The following is a 15,763-nucleotide window of genomic DNA, read 5'->3' as shown; positions in this document are numbered from 1 at the left end:
CTGGCACATCACCTGGACCGCCAACGGGCACACCGGCACCGACACCACCACCCGCCCCGCCGGCACCCACCACATCACCGTCATCGAACTGTCCTCAATCCTCACCAACCCCAACCAATGAGCCAGCGCATCGACCCACCCACGCCATCGAGTGGACCGCTGCCGTGACGAGGCCGTTGACGTGACGAGACCGTCGTAGCACCCCCACGGCATGTCCCGTGACGCCGCCATGGCGGTCCACCGCGTCCGTTCGGCGCGGACTTGCCACACTGGCATACTTGAGGAGTTGCACCGGGGTGCTCCGATACCCGTGCACGCGTCGTCCTCGCTTGCCCCGTCCGGGCGAGCAGAGGCCGCTGCGCGGCTCGTACGCCGGTGCGAGGTCCGGTCCGCTGCCCGAGGCGACCGGTCCACGGCAGGCGGTCCCCAACAGACGCGAAGGAAAACCACGCCCTCATGGCTGAATTCATCTACCAGATGCACGATGTGCGCAAGACGGTCGGCGAGAAGCTCATCCTCGACAACGTCACGCTGTCCTTCTTCCCCGACGCCAAGATCGGCGTCGTGGGCCCGAACGGCGCCGGCAAATCCACCCTCCTCAAGGTGATGGCCGGTCTTGAGCCCATCAACAACGGCGAGGCCTTCCTCGCAAAGGACGCCACGGTGGGCCTGCTTCAGCAGGAGCCCCCGCTGACCGAGGGCAAGACGGTGCTCGAGAACGTCCAGGAGGCCGTCGCCGAGGTCAAGGGCATGCTCGACCGCTACAACGCGATCAGTGCCGAACTCGCCGACCCCGACGCCGACTACGACACCCTGCTCGCCGAGATGGGCGAGCTGCAGGAGACCCTCGACCAGCGCAACGCCTGGGACATCGACTCCCAGCTCGAACAGGCCATGGACGCCCTGCAGTGCCCGCCGTCTGAGACCCCCGTCGACGTGCTGTCCGGTGGCGAGCGCCGCCGCGTCGCCCTGTGCAAGCTGCTCCTGGAACAGCCCGATCTGCTGCTGCTCGACGAGCCCACCAACCACCTCGACGCCGAGTCCGTCAACTGGCTCGAGGGGCACCTGAAGAACTACCCGGGCGCCGTGCTGTGCATCACGCACGACCGCTACTTCCTCGACAACGTCGTGGGCTGGATCTGCGAGGTCGACCGCGGCCGCCTCTACCCGTACGAGGGCAACTACTCGACCTACCTGGAGACCAAGCGCAAGCGACTGCAGATCGAGGGCCAGAAGGACGCCAAACGCGCCAAGATCCTCGAGCGGGAGCTGGAGTGGGTCCGCTCCAGCCCGAAGGCCCGGCAGGCCAAGAACAGGGCCCGCCTGGCCCGCTACGAGGAACTCGCCGCCGAGGCCGAACGTTTCCGCAAGATCGACACCAGCGAGATCAACATCCCGCCGGGCAAGCGCCTGGGCGCCGACGTGCTGCAGGCAACCGATCTGCACAAGGGCTTCGGCGAGCGCAAGCTCTTCAACGGCCTCGACTTCACCCTGCCGCGCGCCGGCATCGTCGGCATCATCGGCCCGAACGGCGTCGGCAAGTCCACGCTGTTCAAGATGATCGTCGGCGAGGAGACCCCCGACTCCGGTGAGCTCAAGGTCGGCCAGACCGTCGAGATCAGCTACGTCGACCAGAGCCGCGCCGGCATCGACCCGGACAAGACCGTGTGGGAGGTCGTCTCCGACGGCCTCGACTACATCAAGGTCGGCAACTTCGAGATGCCCAGCCGCGCCTACGTCGCCTCCTTCGGTTTCAAGGGCCCCGACCAGCAGAAACCAGCCGGCGTGCTGTCCGGCGGTGAGCGCAACCGACTGAACCTGGCGCTGACCCTCCGGCAGGGCGGCAACCTGCTGCTGCTCGACGAGCCCACCAACGACCTCGACGTCGAGACCCTGCAGAGCCTCGAGGACGCCCTGCTGGAGTTCCCCGGCTGCGCCGTCGTCATCAGCCACGACCGCTGGTTCCTCGACCGCATCGCCACCCACATCCTCGCCTTCGAGGGCGACGAGGACAACGATCCCAAGTGGTTCTGGTTCGAGGGCAACTTCGCCGACTACGAGAAGAACAAGATCGATCGCCTCGGTGAGGAGGCCGCGCGTCCCCACGCCAGCCGTCACCGCCGCCTCATGCGCGACTGACCAAGACCGCTCGTATCCAGGAGCCCGGGCCATCTGTGGCCCGGGCTCCTGCTCTGTGCGCGTCCGTGACCGCCGGCTCCGTGCCGCCCTGGGCGGGGGAGCGTGGTGCGCCAGGCCGCGGTCGCGGGCACGTCCCGGCCACAGGGCGCTCGGCAGGGATTGCGGACTGATATTGTCCGCTTTGAGCAATACGGGGCAGGGGACTGTCCCCACGATGTTATCTTGACGTCAAGATAAACCGCTGGACCGTCGCCGCCGCGCTCACCCGCCGCAGTAGACCAGACGCCTGGGAAGAGTCAATGAGCCTGAACAGTTTCGATGCCCGCCACGACCTCGTGGTGGGGGACAGCCACTACGAGGTATTCCGGTTGGACGCGGTGCCCGGTCACGAGCACCTTCCGTACAGCCTGAAGGTGCTGCTGGAGAACCTGCTGCGCACCGAGGACGGCTCGTCGGTGACCGCCGACGACATCAGGGCCCTCGCGGGCTGGCGCCCAGACGACGAGCCCCACCACGAGATCCAGTACTCGCCGGCCCGTGTCATCATGCAGGACTTCACCGGCGTGCCCTGCATCGTCGACCTGGCCACCATGCGCGAGGCAATGGCCGACCTGGGCGGCGACCCGGCCCGCATCAACCCGCTCAGCACCTCGCAGATGGTCATCGACCACTCCGTCATCGCCGAGCACTTCGGCACGCCACAGGCCCTGCAACTGAACACCGACATCGAGTACGGTCGCAACAAGGAGCGTTACCAGTTCCTGCGCTGGGGTCAGGGCGCCTTCGACAACTTCACGGTCGTGCCCCCGGGCACCGGCATCGTCCACCAGGTCAACATCGAGCACCTGGCCCAGGTCACCTTCACCCGCGAGAAGAACGGCGTCGTCCAGGCATATCCCGACACCTGCGTCGGCACCGACTCGCACACCACGATGGTCAACGGCCTCGGCGTCGTCGGCTGGGGAGTGGGCGGCATCGAGGCCGAGTGCGCCATGCTCGGCCAGCCCGTGAGCATGCTCATCCCGCGCGTCGTCGGGTTCCGGCTCAGTGGTGAACTGCCGAGCGGGGCCACCGCCACCGACCTCGTGCTGACCATCACCCAGATGCTGCGCGAGTACAAGGTCGTCGGCAAGTTCGTCGAGTTCTTCGGCGAGGGCGTCGCCCGGGTGCCGCTGGCCAATCGCGCCACGATCGGCAACATGAGCCCCGAGTACGGCTCGACGATCGCCGTCTTCCCCGTCGACGAGGTCACCCTCGACTATCTGCGCCTGACCGGCCGCGACGAGCAGCAGATCGCCCTCGTCGAGGCCTACGCGAAACTGCAGGGCCTGTGGCACGACCCGGCCCACGAGGCCAGCTACTCGGAGTACCTCGAACTCGACCTGTCCATCGTGCGGCCCTCGATCGCCGGTCCGAAACGCCCGCAGGACCGCATCCGGCTCGACGAGGCCCAGGAGACCTTCCGTCGCGACGTCGTCAACTACGTCACCGACACCACCAGGGCCCTCGACACCGAGATCGACGGTGAACCCGTGCGTCTCGACAACGGCGCGATCGGCGTGGCCGCCATCACCAGCTGCACCAACACCTCGAACCCGTCGGTCATGATCGCGGCCGGTCTGCTCGCCAAGAAGGCCGTCGAGAAGGGCCTGCGGCGCAAGCCCTGGGTCAAGACGACACTCGCCCCCGGCTCCCAGGTGGTCACCGACTACCTCACCAAGGCCGGACTCATCGAGCCGCTGGCCGCCCTCGACTTCGACGTCGTCGGCTACGGCTGCACCACCTGCATCGGCAACTCCGGCCCGGTGATCCCGCAGGTCTCCCAGGCCGCAGGAGACAACGACCTGGCCATCACCTCGGTGCTGTCCGGCAACCGCAACTTCGAGGGGCGCATCAACCCCGACGTGAAGATGAACTACCTGGCCAGCCCGCCCCTGGTCGTGGCCTACGCGCTGGTCGGCACGATGGACGCCGACCTGACCACCGAGCCGCTGGGCGTCGGCTCCGACGGCCAGCCGGTCCACCTGGCCGACATCTGGCCCAGCGAGGACGAGGTCGCGCAGGTCATCAACGACTGCATCGACCCGCAGATGTACAAGGCCGACTACGCAGACGTCTTCACCGGCGACGAGCGCTGGCAGAACCTCCCGACCCCCACCGGCGATCTCTTCGCCTGGGACGAGGACTCCACCTACGTGCGCAAGCCCCCCTACTTCGAGGGCATGCCGGCCGAGCCCGACCCGGTCGAGGACATCTGTGGCGCCAGGGTGCTGCTCAAGCTCGGCGACTCGGTCACGACCGACCACATCAGCCCCGCCGGTGCCATCAAGGCGGACACCCCGGCCGGCAGATACCTGCTGGAGCACTGCGTGCAGCCGCTCGACTTCAACTCCTACGGCTCGCGTCGCGGCAACCATGAGGTCATGATGCGCGGCACCTTCGCCAACATCCGGCTGCGCAACCAGCTCGCGCCGGGCACCGAGGGCGGGTTCACGAGGGACTTCACCCGGCCCGGCGCGCCGGTCAGCACCGTCTACGAGGCCTCGCTCAACTACCGGGCAGCCGGCGTCCCGCTCGTCGTGCTGGCCGGCAAGGAGTACGGCTCGGGCAGCTCGCGTGACTGGGCCGCCAAGGGCACCCTGCTGCTGGGCGTGAGGGCCGTCATCGCCGAGAGCTTCGAGCGCATTCACCGCTCGAACCTCATCGGCATGGGCGTTCTGCCGCTGCAGTTCCCCGAGGGCGAGAGCACCACCAGCCTCGGGCTGACCGGCGAGGAGACCTTCGCCATCAAGGGTGTCGAGAGACTCAACGACGGCGCCATCCCGAGGATCATGACCGTCGTCGCCACCGCCGCCGACGGCTCCGAGACCAGCTTCGAGGCCGTCGTACGGATCGACACCCCCGGCGAACGCAACTACTACGTCAACGGCGGCATCATGCAGTTCGTACTGCGCAACCTGGCACGAGCCTGAGCCGTCTGCTGCTACTGTGCTTCGTGCGGAATCCGCGTGCCAGCGGTGGGTCACCCATGGGTGAGCCACCGCTGGCCCAGAGAGATCCGGTGTCTTCACCGGGCGATCGGTGCGGATGAGGGTGGTCAGGCCAACAGGCCGGGCCACCCTGCCCGCCGCAACAGACGGACAACCACGCACCGGAGTTCACCCGCCCGGTCACGGAAAGGACCACGATGACCCCCTTCGGTTCCAAGAGACTCGTTCAGGCTGCCGCCGTGCTCGGCAGCATCACCCTGCTGGCCGGCTGCTCGGGAGGCGGCTCCGACGCGGATGCCGCATCCTCGGCCGCCAGTGCCGTTTCCTCCGCCGCCAGTGCCGCGTCGTCGGCCGTCAACTCCGCCGCCGACGAGGCCGCCAGCGCCGCCGCCGGGGCAGCGAGTGCCGCCCAGGAGGCGGGCTCCGAGGCAGCCGAGATCGCCGATGAGGCCTGGCGCGAGGCCCTCGACCAGGCCGAGAAGACGATCCAGGCCTCCGCCAGCACCTTGATCGGGGAATCCGATGCGAATGTCAGTATTGACGGCGACTGCGACAGCCTGAACATTTCTGGTTCCGACAACACGATCGTCGCCGAGGGCGTCGGCACCCTCACCGTCGGAGGCAGTGGCAACACGATCTATGTCAAGGACCCGGTCACCATCAACCTGCTCGGCTCGGACAACACGATCGTGTGGAGCGGCACGGAGCAGCCCACGATCAACGAGGCGGGCGCGGACAACACGGTGCGCCAGGCATCGTGACCGACTGACCCGCACCCGGACGAACAGGCCCCGACAGGGCTCCAGCCGAAAGAGCCTCGTCGGGGCCTGCTGCTTCAGCAAGGCCCGCCGGCCTCACCACCAGCCCATGAGGGCCCCGACGCCATGCGCCGCCGCCACCTCCTCCCCGGAGCAGCTGAGACCGGCTGTCGCCGGATTGCGACATCGGGGCGACAGCCCTGCGGCATCGGCTCCCTAGGCTTGAGGCAGACGAGATGAAACGGGAGTGCACGACCACTCGGCACCCCAGGGCCCAATTTCATCCGGCTCCGATCCACAACCCGGGCCCGCCAGAAGAACCGGCGGGCCGACGAAAGGAACAACGACCATGAACCCGATGAACCACGGCAGGAAGCTCATCCTCGTCGTCGCCGGTGCCACCAGCGCCATCCTGCTGGCCTCCGGCTGCTCGTTCAGCGTCAACGACTCCTCCACGCCGACCACGACCACCCAGCCGGCATCGGTGTCCTCGACCACTGCCGATCCCAGCGCCTCCAGCGCCGCACCCGCCAGCACCGCGGCGGCCCCGAACACGCAGGCCAGCACCGGGACCACGGACGTGGCTGACCCGGACGATGACATCACCGATCCCGAATGGCTCGAGGCCATCGCCAACTCCCAGAAGACCATCGCCGCCACCCCGACGACGACCATCAGCGGCTCCGACCAGGTGATCACCGTGCGGGGCGACTGCGATGTGCTGATGATCAGCGGCTCGGACAACACGATCATCGCCGAGGACGCAACGAGAATCGACATCTCGGGCAGTGGCAACAAGGTGTTCGTCGAGGAGACCAGCACAGTGACGATCGGGGGCTCCGACAACATGATCGTGTGGGACGACGGCACCGAGCCGACCGTGCAGGAGAGCGGCTCGGACAACATCGTCCGACGGGCCCGCTGAGAACCGTCCCCTTGCCCGACCATGGGGCGGGATATAGTGCAGGAACTCCGCGGGGGCGCCAGGGGCGCCCCCGCGGTCGCATCGGATTGACAAGGAACTCATCATGCCCGACGACCACGGCAGGCGGACGGTCCTCCTCGTCGACGACGAGGACGCCATCACCGGTGCCCTCGCCCCCTACCTGGAGCGATGCGGCTTCCGGGTGCACGTCGCCACCGACGGTGCGCAGGCCCTGACGCTGCACGACCGGACGGCACCCGACATCGTCGTGACCGACGTCCTCATGCCCCGCATGGACGGCCGTGAACTCGTGCGCCGCATCCGCGCCAAGGGCGGGTGGACGCCGATCATCCTGCTCACCCAGATCGACGCCCCCTACGAGCGCTCGGCCGCGCTCGACGAGGGGGCCGACGACTACCTGTCCAAACCCTTCGATCCCCAAGAACTCGTCTCGCGCATCAGGGCGGTCCTGCGCCGCGCCTCCGGCGCCCCCAAACCCCTGTCGGCCTCCGACACGGTGGTCTGCGGCGATCTCGTCGTCGACCGGGTCGCCCGCCGGTTCTTCCTCGCCGACCGCGAGCTGTCCCTGACCCCGAAAGCCGCCATGCTGCTCGACTACCTCGTCACCCACCCCGGCGAACTCCACACCCGAGAACGACTGCTCGCGGCGCTGTGGGGCATCGACTTCGCCACCTCGACCCGCGCGGTCGACCACCGTGTCCGTGAGATCCGTCGCGTCCTCGGCGAAGATCCCTCAAAGCCGCAGTACATCGAGACGGTGCCCTCGATCGGCTACCGCTTCATCGGGCAGGTCCACGCGTCATGACCACGGTCCCGCGCACCGGCGCCGATCCGCAGCATCTCGGCGCCGACGAAGAGTCCGCCTCCTCGCCGTGGCCGGGCCGGCTGCTGCCCCTGTTGCCCGCTGCTGCCGCTGCCGTGGCCGCGCTCGTCTGGTGGCTGGCGGGGGAGCGGCGTTCGCTGGTGCTGTCCGCAGAACTACCCGGTGTGCTGTTCGGTGCCGGGGTGGCGGCCAGCGCCGTCCTGCTCGGCGTCCGGTTCCTGCGCACCGGCACGGCGTCGCGCATCGAGCAGGCCCGTCAGGACGCCGAGGAGTTCAACCGCCAGGCGTACCGCCAGTTCCTGGGTCGCCTGGATCACGAGTTGAAGAACCCGCTGACGGCCGTGCGCGCCGCGGCGAACAGCATCGAGGACGACGAGAGCCGTGCCATCATCGACGCCCAGTCCCAGCGGATGGGCAGACTGCTCAAGGACCTGCGCAAGCTCGCCGAGATCGAGGTCGCGCCACTGGAGATGGAGGAGGTCGACCTCGTCGAGGCCACCCACGACGCAGTGGACGCGGTTCAGCAGGAACTGGCCGTCGCAGGGCAGCGACGCTCCTTCTCGGTCAGTTTCCCCGGTGCGCCATGGCCGCTGCCCACCGTTCGAGGCGACGCCGACATGCTCTACTCGGCGGTCTACAACATGGTCTCGAACGCCGCCAAGTACACCGGCCCGGAGGCCCTCATCGAGGTGCGCGGGTCCCAGAACGGGGGCGCCGTCACGCTCGAGGTCGCCGACACCGGGATCGGTATCCCGGCCGAGGAGATCGGTCAGGTCTGGAGCGAGCTGGGCCGGGCCAGCAATGCCCGCGGCCTGCCCGGTCACGGTCTCGGCCTGTCCCTCGTCGCGACGATCGCCTCCCGCCATGGCGGCAGCTGCTCACTCAGCTCCCGGCTGGGCGTGGGAACGAGCATCACCATGACCCTGCCGGCTGCGGGCTGAGGCGTGCGCCGCCGGGGGCGATGCGCGTGCTCCCCGCCGAATGTGCCGGCTGCGGGGCTGTGAGGGGCACGGTGGGGCATGGCTCCTGCGCGAGGACCGACCGGTGTCCCTCGGGGACACCGGCTGCACGGCCCCGGATCGCCCTGCGGGTGTGCCCGTGACCCTCGGGCGGGGACGACACGGTGATCTGTCAGTGGCTGCGTCCACACTGGTGAGTGAACAGGAGTTCGATTCATCGAGTGGATGAGGACGGTGCGAGATGAGCGTTGCCCCCGATCATGCGACCGGTGTCAGGGCCCCAGCAGGCTGGCCCTCCCGGGTGGCCTCGCCAGGTTCGGTGCGGATGCGTCGTGACGCCGTGGTCTTCCTGCTCGAGCACTGCCCGCCCGAGTTCAGGGCCCACGCGCCGCTGCGGCGCCGGCCACTCGTCCTGGCCCGTCTCGCCGCCGCCCACGTCGACAAGCAGCTCAAGGTGACGCGCAGGGCGCTGGCGCAGGAGCGGGAGGGCCCGGAGCAGGCCGCTGTCCTGGGCATCCTGGACGACGCGGCGGCGGTACTGCGGAAGGAGGAGACGCGACTGATCAAGGCGTCCCGCTCCGTCGCCCTCGTCGAGCAGGCGCTCCGCGCCGAGACGCCCTGGGGCGGCCACGACGCGGATCCGCATCGGTGACGACCCCGGCCGGGCGCCCGGTGGACAATCGACGTCCCCGGCGGCAAGGAGCCGGTCGGCGGCTCGTGACTCAGCCCTGCCCGGTCACGCGGTTCACCTCGGCGATCATCTGGCTGGCGCTCAGCGCGCCCGGGTGGGCGACCTGCACCACGCCGTCGGCGTCGATGAACACGTGGCTGGGAATGCCCATCACGCCGAACGAGCCGGCGATCTTCGAACTCGCGTCGGGCACCTGGGAGTACGTCAGGCCGAGCGTGTCGACGTACCGCTGCACGGCAGCGGAATCCTCCGACAGGTACAGGCCGACGGTCTGGAGCCCCGCCTGCCTGCCGTGCTGGTAGGCCGCCTCGATGTCCGGCGCCTCGGAACGGCAGGCCGCGCACCACGTGGCCTCGAAGACGAGCCAGACCGGATGGCCACGCAACTCACTGAGCGCCACCGTCTGCCCGTCGATCGTCGTCGCCGTGAAATCGGGGGCCTGCTGGCCCACCTCGACCAGTTTCGAGGCGCCGCCACTGATCTGGACACTGGTGATATTGGTCTCGTCGGCCTCGTCGTGGTGGTTCACCAGCCACACGCCGGCGATCACCACGCCAGCTGTGACGGTGAGCACGAGCAGGGTGAACAGGGGGCTGCGCCGGAACCTCGCCCAAGCCGACTGCTCGGCCCCGGTCCGCTGCGCTGCGGGCGCCGTCGCCCCGGCACCGTGATGATCAGGCATAGGAGTGCAGACCTCCGAAGAAGAGATTGCCCATGAAGGTGAAGATCACCGCGGCGAACCCGAGGATCAGCAGCCACGCGGCCCTGGCCCCGCGCCAGTTGCCGACGACCCTCGCATGCAGATAGGCGCTGTAGAACAGCCAGGTGACCAGTGCGGAGGTCTCCTTCGGATCCCAGCTCCAGTAGCGTCCCCAGGCCACATTGGCCCAGATCGCGCCGAGAATGATCATGAGCGTGATGAGCGGATAGGCGATGACGATCGAACGGTAGCCGATCTCGTCCAGACGATCCCTGCTCGGCAGCCGTACCCGGCCGAGACGGTCATGCAGCAGGTAGAGGATCGCCGCGCCGAACGAGACGGCGGCTGCGCCATAGCCGAGTGAGGCGGTGATCACGTGCAGGGGCAGCAAGAAGCCGTTCTGCAGGGCCGGCATGAGCTCGGTGGCGGCGTCATCGAGGGTCAGCGAGTACAGGCACAGCGCCAGGCCCACCGGCAGCACCCCCAGGGCCAGTGCCCGCAGCTTCGTGCGCCACTCGACGATCACCATCGCCAGCATGGTGCCCCAGGCGAAGGAGACCGCGAACTCGTACTGGTTCGACAACGGCGCCCTGTGCACGACGATCGTGCGCAGCACCAGGCACGCCGTGAGGCAGACGAACGCGAACTGGTCGAGCACGGCCGCGTAGTGGGCCAGTCCCCGGCCCCTGGGCTGCGCGGGCCGTTCCTTCGTCGTCTGCTCGCCGCCGGCGCCGGCGCGGGCCGTCGACACGACGATCTGGGCGATGAGAGCCAGGGCCACCGCGATGGTTGCCGCGACCAGGCAGTATCGGGAAATCTCAAGCATTGTCGGCGCCCTCCTCGGCAGTGTCCGCGAGGCTCGCGGCCATGCGGTTCAGCAGGTTCTCGAATGACGTGTCATGGCGGTCGGGGCAGGCGAACTGTACGAGCGAACCGCCCTCGGAGGACTCGCTGATACGCACCCAGACCCGCCTGTGGCGGGCGAGCATCGTCATGCAGATGCCGGCCAGTAGCAGGCCCGAACCGATCCACACCCACACGGCTCCCGGGTCCCGGGCGACGAGCAGCCCGGTGTACGACTTCTCGCGGTTGAAGGTGAACTTCAGCCCGCCGACCGTGCCCTGGGTGCCCTGCTGGATCGTCCCCGTGCCACGCAGCGTCTGCTGGCCCTCACCGTAGACCTCGATGCGTGCCTCCCCCGGGGCCAGCTGGGAGGCGTTCGCGCCAGAGGCGGCCGTCATCACGTAGACGTCGAGGTGCTGCTCGGGCAGGGTGACCATCCCGTACGCGTTCTGCCCGTCATCGGTGCTCCACTGCAGCGGCACCACCTGCGTGGTGATCTCGCTGCCGTCGGCATCGGCGATGGTCACGTCCGCGGCGACACCGAAGTAGCTCTGGTTGAAGGCCACCTCGTCGACAGTGAGCGGGTGGTTGACGCGCACCATCTGGCGGGCAACCTGCTGGCCGTCCCGGTAGACGGCCAGGTCACTGACGTAGTCCTTGGGGCTGCCGTCGGCGTAGTAGCTGTCCTCGAAGGAGATGAGCTCGACCTCCAGACCCGTGTCGTGGCCCACCGCGACGCGGCTCTCCAGCGGGACCGTCACATCCTCGTCCTGGAAACCGGCCGCGCCGGTCAGGGTGAAGCCGATGAGGATGATGATGAAGGCGGTATGGGCGAACACCGTGCCGAAGGGCGCGAAACGGAACCTGTCTGCGTAGATCTGGTCGGAGCGCTCAGGGTCCGACAGCACCCGGAAATGGGCCTTCGACAGCATCGTGCGCACCTGCTCGTGGGCCTCGCCGGTGCCCAGGGGGCTCACCGCCTGTGCGCGGGTCTGGGCCCGTGAGTAGAAGCCCGTTGTCACGCGCGTCTTCGGGTGCGCTGCGTTCTTCCACAGCACTGGGATCCGGTGCACCGTGCAGGCGATGATCGACAGGGTGAGCAGGGCGAGCACCGCGATGTACAGCGGCGAGCTGAACATGTGGAAGAAACCGATCGCATCGAGCACGCTCGTCCAGCCGCCGTACCTCGATCGTGCCTGCTCCAGCCAGGCGGCGTACATGTCGGGATCGGAGCGCACCGTCGAATCCGCCTGCTCGATGAGGATGCCGAGCAGGCTCAGCACGCCCATCGCCAGGATCAGAGCCAGACCGACCTTCTTGCTGTGGAGGAAGCGGTAGATCGCTGCGAAGAAGTCGCCGACCCCGATCTGCGGGGTCTCGTCGTACTCATCGGCTGGTGTCGTCATGATTGTTCCCACCTAGTCCTCAGGGAGCCAGCACCGGCAGATACCCGGCCAGGCGCTCGAAAAGATTCGTGATGATCAGGAAGCCCGTCACCATGAGCAGCGCACCGCAGATGCGCGAGACCGCCACGTGATGACGCTGAAGCCAGCCGAGCCGGTTGCACAGGTGTGAGGCGCCGGCCGCCACCAGCACGAAGGGGATCCCCAGCCCCAGGCAGTAGACCACCATGAGGAGGGCGCCGCGCCCGGCGGAGGAACTCATCTGCGCCAGGGCGATGATGCCGCCCAGGACGGGGCCGATGCAGGGAGTCCAGCCGGCTCCGAAACCCACGCCCAGCAGGAGCGAGGCGAGCCCGGGGTGTGATGAGGAGCGGCGCGCCCGCAGCAGCGGCTGGCTGCTCTGGTCGAGCGGGGTGAGTCGGAGGAGGCCCGCCACGTACAAACCCATCAGGATGATGACCGCCCCGCCGACGATGCGCAGGAGCCCTCGGTGGCTCGCCAGGAGCTCGCTCAGGGCGCCGAGCGAGGCCCACAGCGCCATGAAGACGGCAGAGAAGCCCAGGACGAAGAGCAGGGCCCCGGTCACCGCCTGCCGCCGCGAGCCCGCAGCGCCGTCACGGCCCTGCGCCACGTAGCCGATGTACACCGGCACGATGGGCAGGAAACAGGGCGACGCGAACGAGACGATGCCTGCCAGCAGGGCGATGGGAAGAGTGATCGATTCCATGGTCGGTCACGGTGTCGAACCGGCACTGGGGGATGCGGTCATGTCGTCGAGGCTGCCCATGTGCGATTCGACGATCTGGGCGTACTGGCTGTCGGGTTCGAGCTCGATGACCCTGTTCCACTCCTTCTTCACCCGCTCGATGTCGGGCGGGTCGATCGACAGGTAGTAGTAGCCGAGGTTGAAGTGCAGATCCGCGCGGTCCGGGTCGAGCTCGTTGACGATGTCCCAGTGCTCCTTGGCGCAGTCCAGGTCGCCGATGTTGAAGCACGAGACGCCGAGAGTGAGCTGGGCGTCCACGTCGTCGGGCATCAGCTCGACGCGCCGGGCCTGCCACTTGGAGGCGTTCTCGTAGTCGTCGACCGCGGCGTACAGCGAGGCGAGCTGAGCCATCGCATCGGTGTCCTCGGGGTTGTCCTTGATGCGCTGTTCGAGCTCGGCCACCTGGGCCGCGTCGAGCGTCGGTGTCGCACTGGACCCCATCATCCCCGCCGAGTCGGAGGCGTCTGAGCCCGAGGAGCCCGCGGGGGCCCCGAGCTTGTAGACGGCCAGGACGACCGCCACGACGATGGCGACGATGACGATCCGTGCCACCCAGCTGGTGGGGTCAGCGCGGCGGGAGGAGGGCGCCGCGTCCTTGGTCGCCTTCGACGCTTTCGTCCTTGAGGTCGTGCGCGGGGTGGCCGCGTCGACGCCGTTGACCGAGTTCTTCCGGGCGGCCTTCCTGGCCAGGCGGCGGGCCTCGGCCACCTCGTCGATCTCGTCGAGGGCGACCGGGTCATCGGGGTCGACCGCCTCGTCGGCAGGGTCATCGGGCTCGGGAGGCGGGTCCTCGGCCGGGTCGGGCACGTCCCCGGACGGGTCTGCCCCCTCGACCTCCGCACCCCCCTCTGCGGCACCGAGCGCGATGACGGCATCGACCTTGGCGATCTGCTGGGTGATCCATTCCGTGCGCCCCTTGGGGGCGGTCTTGAGGGATGCGCTCAGTTCGGCCTTCTTCGCGGCCAGCTCCTCGTCGCTCGCATCCGGGGGGAGTCCCAGCGAGTTCAGCAGCGTACGTCTGGCCTGGGACAGGCTCGAGTGCTGCGTCATCATCATCTCCGGTCCGTCATTGATCCGAGTCGTTCGCTGTGTGCCAGTGTGACAAGCAGGGACTCCATGCGGTATCCACCTTTGGGTATGTGCGGGGTACAGAAAGTGCGGCACCGGTGCACATCACCGGTGCCGCACTGCCTGTTTTCTGGATCGTCAGCGTCTCACGACGGTGACGGGACGGATGTGTTGATCGGGGTCGAACCCGCCGGTAGCGGGGCGGCCTCGTTGTTGGCGCGGCCCGGTTCGGGCGTGCTCGGGACATCCGCCCCGCTCAGCGCGAGCTGACCCTTGCGTGCCGTGTCGGTCACGTCGTTGAGGATCCGCAGCGAGTACTCCGGGGCGTGGAAGCCGTGGGAGTTCTCGGACTCGACGTAGTCCATGTAGAACTGCGCCTTGCGCTGGTAGTTGCGTGCGGCCTCGATGCGATCGGCGGGTGTCCCATCGGTCTGGGCCTTCTCGATGTCATTGATCAGGTCGACCAGGGCGTCGAAGGAGACGTCACGGGCCTGGTAGAAGCGGGTCTGGATCGTCGCCACGCGCGCCTTGAGCTCGTCGTCGGAGGCCTTGTGGCAGGTGCCGCAGGTCCCGTTGACGTCCCCCATCGGCGTGGTGACGTGGTGGTTGCTGACCTTCTTCGCGCCGGAGCTCTGGTACGCCATGTGGCAGTCGGCGCAGGTGACGCCGGCCTGACCATGGGTGCCGTTCGACCAGGTCTCGAAGTCAGGGTGCTGTGCCTTGATGATCGAGGCGCCGGTGAGCTTGTGCGTGAAGTCCGTGAAGTCGATCTCCTGGTAGTAGTTGTACGCGTCGTCGATCGTCAGGCCCTTGCTCCATGGGAACGTCAGGTTGTCGTCGGTCGGGGACCGGTAGTACTCGACGTGGCACTGGGCGCAGACGTAGGCGCGCATCTCCTGGGTGGAGGCGTCACGGTTCACGTCGTAGTCGGAGACGCCCTGCGAGGCCTTGTAGGCGGCGATGCCCTTCTCGAAGGCCGGGCGGGTGACGCGCAGTTCCGTCGTCGCCGGATCGTGGCAGTCGATGCAGGCCACCGCGCCGTTGTGCTTGGCGATCTCGTAGGCGTCGTCGTAGGTCATCGCGTTCATCTTCGCCCAGCCGGCCTCGGCGTCGCCGTCACCCAGATCGTTGAACAGTTTCGGCGTGCTGACGTGGCAGTTGAGGCAGTAACCGGGCTGCTTGAACTGCGTCGTCCGCTTGGTGTAGCGCTGGTCGATGAGCATCCAGTTGTGCCCGCGGGGCTCGGTGTAGTCCACCGAGAACGGGTAGCCGGACCACATGGTCACCAGCCGCTCGTCGTTGGCCAGGTTGTCGTAGCTGAGCCATTCGCGGGGATCATCGGCGGTCGGGGTCCTGGGGAAGTAGTTCCCGGAGCGCGGGTCGCTCGTCTTCATGTACGACTCGTACTGCTCGGGGAAGTTCTGCCCCCACACTGCCGGGTCGACCACCGTCTCGTCGAGCGCGACGACCTGGGTGAACTGCTCCCTGCCCTCCTGCTTGTGATTGAAGATGCTCGTGAGCAGCGCGACGATACCGGCCACGACCAGGGCTCCGGCGATGAGGAACACGATGAACAACGCGGTCTTGCTCATGCGCGAGACCCGCGGTCTGTACTGTGACTGGTTCGATCCGCTCATCCTCTTCTCACCTCCTGTGCCTGTGCTCGGTGTGCTGACT

13 protein-coding genes are annotated in these 15,763 nt (G+C 68.0%); 7 read left to right on the top strand and 6 right to left on the bottom strand.

All coding sequences use genetic code 11. From position 1 onward, the window contains the following. Positions 1-456: 456 nt before the first annotated feature. From ettA to D9T14_RS11265, 7 genes are all read left to right on the top strand, one after another. Positions 457-2,139, top strand: coding sequence for an energy-dependent translational throttle protein EttA (ettA, locus tag D9T14_RS11295; RefSeq protein ID WP_119162676.1), 1,683 nt, complete (start codon positions 457-459; stop codon positions 2,137-2,139). A gap of 299 nt (positions 2,140-2,438) precedes the next feature. Further along, positions 2,439-5,111 carry an aconitate hydratase AcnA gene (gene acnA / locus D9T14_RS11290; RefSeq protein ID WP_119162675.1) on the top strand — a complete coding sequence of 891 codons (2,673 nt, stop codon included), beginning with the start codon at positions 2,439-2,441 and terminating at the stop codon, positions 5,109-5,111. Between the two features lie 215 nt (positions 5,112-5,326). Beyond that, entirely contained in the window at positions 5,327-5,890 is a 564-nt protein-coding gene (locus tag D9T14_RS11285) for a DUF3060 domain-containing protein (protein ID WP_119162674.1), read from the top strand. Between the two features lie 346 nt (positions 5,891-6,236). After that, on the top strand, positions 6,237-6,812 hold the full coding sequence (locus D9T14_RS11280) for a DUF3060 domain-containing protein (protein WP_119162673.1): 576 nt from the start codon (positions 6,237-6,239) through the stop codon (positions 6,810-6,812). 103 nt (positions 6,813-6,915) lie between these two features. Continuing rightward, positions 6,916-7,638: a response regulator transcription factor gene (locus D9T14_RS11275; RefSeq protein ID WP_119162672.1), complete on the top strand. Its 723-nt coding sequence runs from the start codon at positions 6,916-6,918 to the stop codon at positions 7,636-7,638. Continuing rightward, positions 7,635-8,597 carry a sensor histidine kinase gene (locus tag D9T14_RS11270; RefSeq protein ID WP_119162671.1) on the top strand — a complete coding sequence of 321 codons (963 nt, stop codon included), beginning with the start codon at positions 7,635-7,637 and terminating at the stop codon, positions 8,595-8,597. Before D9T14_RS11275 ends, D9T14_RS11270 begins: the two co-directional genes overlap by 4 nt. A 259-nt stretch (positions 8,598-8,856) precedes the next feature. Beyond that, a complete protein-coding gene (locus D9T14_RS11265; protein ID WP_126464213.1) occupies positions 8,857-9,267 on the top strand; it encodes a hypothetical protein in 411 nt (136 codons plus the stop codon). A gap of 70 nt (positions 9,268-9,337) precedes the next feature. Here D9T14_RS11265 and D9T14_RS11260 read toward each other — a convergent pair whose 3' ends face one another. From D9T14_RS11260 to D9T14_RS11230, 6 genes are all read right to left on the bottom strand, one after another. After that, a complete protein-coding gene (locus D9T14_RS11260) occupies positions 9,338-9,988 on the bottom strand; it encodes a TlpA family protein disulfide reductase (protein WP_119162669.1) in 651 nt (216 codons plus the stop codon). After that, positions 9,981-10,832, bottom strand: a complete 852-nt coding sequence (gene ccsB, locus D9T14_RS11255) for a c-type cytochrome biogenesis protein CcsB (RefSeq protein ID WP_119162668.1) — start codon at positions 10,830-10,832, stop codon at positions 9,981-9,983. The genes D9T14_RS11260 and ccsB overlap by 8 nt, the downstream gene beginning before the upstream one ends. Beyond that, positions 10,825-12,255 (bottom strand): cytochrome c biogenesis ResB family protein, encoded by a 1,431-nt coding sequence (locus D9T14_RS11250; protein ID WP_119162667.1) that lies wholly within the window; start codon positions 12,253-12,255, stop codon positions 10,825-10,827. Before D9T14_RS11250 ends, ccsB begins: the two co-directional genes overlap by 8 nt. A 19-nt stretch (positions 12,256-12,274) precedes the next feature. Beyond that, positions 12,275-12,979, bottom strand: a complete 705-nt coding sequence (locus D9T14_RS11245; protein WP_119162666.1) for a cytochrome c biogenesis CcdA family protein — start codon at positions 12,977-12,979, stop codon at positions 12,275-12,277. Positions 12,980-12,985: 6 nt separating this feature from the next. Continuing rightward, on the bottom strand, positions 12,986-14,068 hold the full coding sequence (locus D9T14_RS13715; protein WP_170175679.1) for a tetratricopeptide repeat protein: 1,083 nt from the start codon (positions 14,066-14,068) through the stop codon (positions 12,986-12,988). Positions 14,069-14,232: 164 nt separating this feature from the next. Then, a complete protein-coding gene (locus D9T14_RS11230) occupies positions 14,233-15,723 on the bottom strand; it encodes an ammonia-forming cytochrome c nitrite reductase subunit c552 (RefSeq protein ID WP_197720657.1) in 1,491 nt (496 codons plus the stop codon). Positions 15,724-15,763 lie beyond the last annotated feature (40 nt).

It is taken from the genome of Propionibacterium australiense (assembly GCF_003666605.1).
Taxonomy (GTDB): Bacteria; Actinomycetota; Actinomycetes; order Propionibacteriales; family Propionibacteriaceae; genus Propionibacterium; species Propionibacterium australiense.
This window is presented reverse-complemented; position numbering and strand designations above follow the sequence as displayed.

Coding starts and splice junctions, on each gene's coding strand:
- ettA (WP_119162676.1), top strand. CDS start 457: ATGGCTGAATTCATCTACCAGATGCACGATGTGCGCAAGACGGTCGGC.
- acnA (WP_119162675.1), top strand. CDS start 2,439: ATGAGCCTGAACAGTTTCGATGCCCGCCACGACCTCGTGGTGGGGGAC.
- D9T14_RS11285 (WP_119162674.1), top strand. CDS start 5,327: ATGACCCCCTTCGGTTCCAAGAGACTCGTTCAGGCTGCCGCCGTGCTC.
- D9T14_RS11280 (WP_119162673.1), top strand. CDS start 6,237: ATGAACCCGATGAACCACGGCAGGAAGCTCATCCTCGTCGTCGCCGGT.
- D9T14_RS11275 (WP_119162672.1), top strand. CDS start 6,916: ATGCCCGACGACCACGGCAGGCGGACGGTCCTCCTCGTCGACGACGAG.
- D9T14_RS11270 (WP_119162671.1), top strand. CDS start 7,635: ATGACCACGGTCCCGCGCACCGGCGCCGATCCGCAGCATCTCGGCGCC.
- D9T14_RS11265 (WP_126464213.1), top strand. CDS start 8,857: ATGAGCGTTGCCCCCGATCATGCGACCGGTGTCAGGGCCCCAGCAGGC.
- D9T14_RS11260 (WP_119162669.1), bottom strand. CDS start 9,988: ATGCCTGATCATCACGGTGCCGGGGCGACGGCGCCCGCAGCGCAGCGG.
- ccsB (WP_119162668.1), bottom strand. CDS start 10,832: ATGCTTGAGATTTCCCGATACTGCCTGGTCGCGGCAACCATCGCGGTG.
- D9T14_RS11250 (WP_119162667.1), bottom strand. CDS start 12,255: ATGACGACACCAGCCGATGAGTACGACGAGACCCCGCAGATCGGGGTC.
- D9T14_RS11245 (WP_119162666.1), bottom strand. CDS start 12,979: ATGGAATCGATCACTCTTCCCATCGCCCTGCTGGCAGGCATCGTCTCG.
- D9T14_RS13715 (WP_170175679.1), bottom strand. CDS start 14,068: ATGACGCAGCACTCGAGCCTGTCCCAGGCCAGACGTACGCTGCTGAAC.
- D9T14_RS11230 (WP_197720657.1), bottom strand. CDS start 15,723: ATGAGCGGATCGAACCAGTCACAGTACAGACCGCGGGTCTCGCGCATG.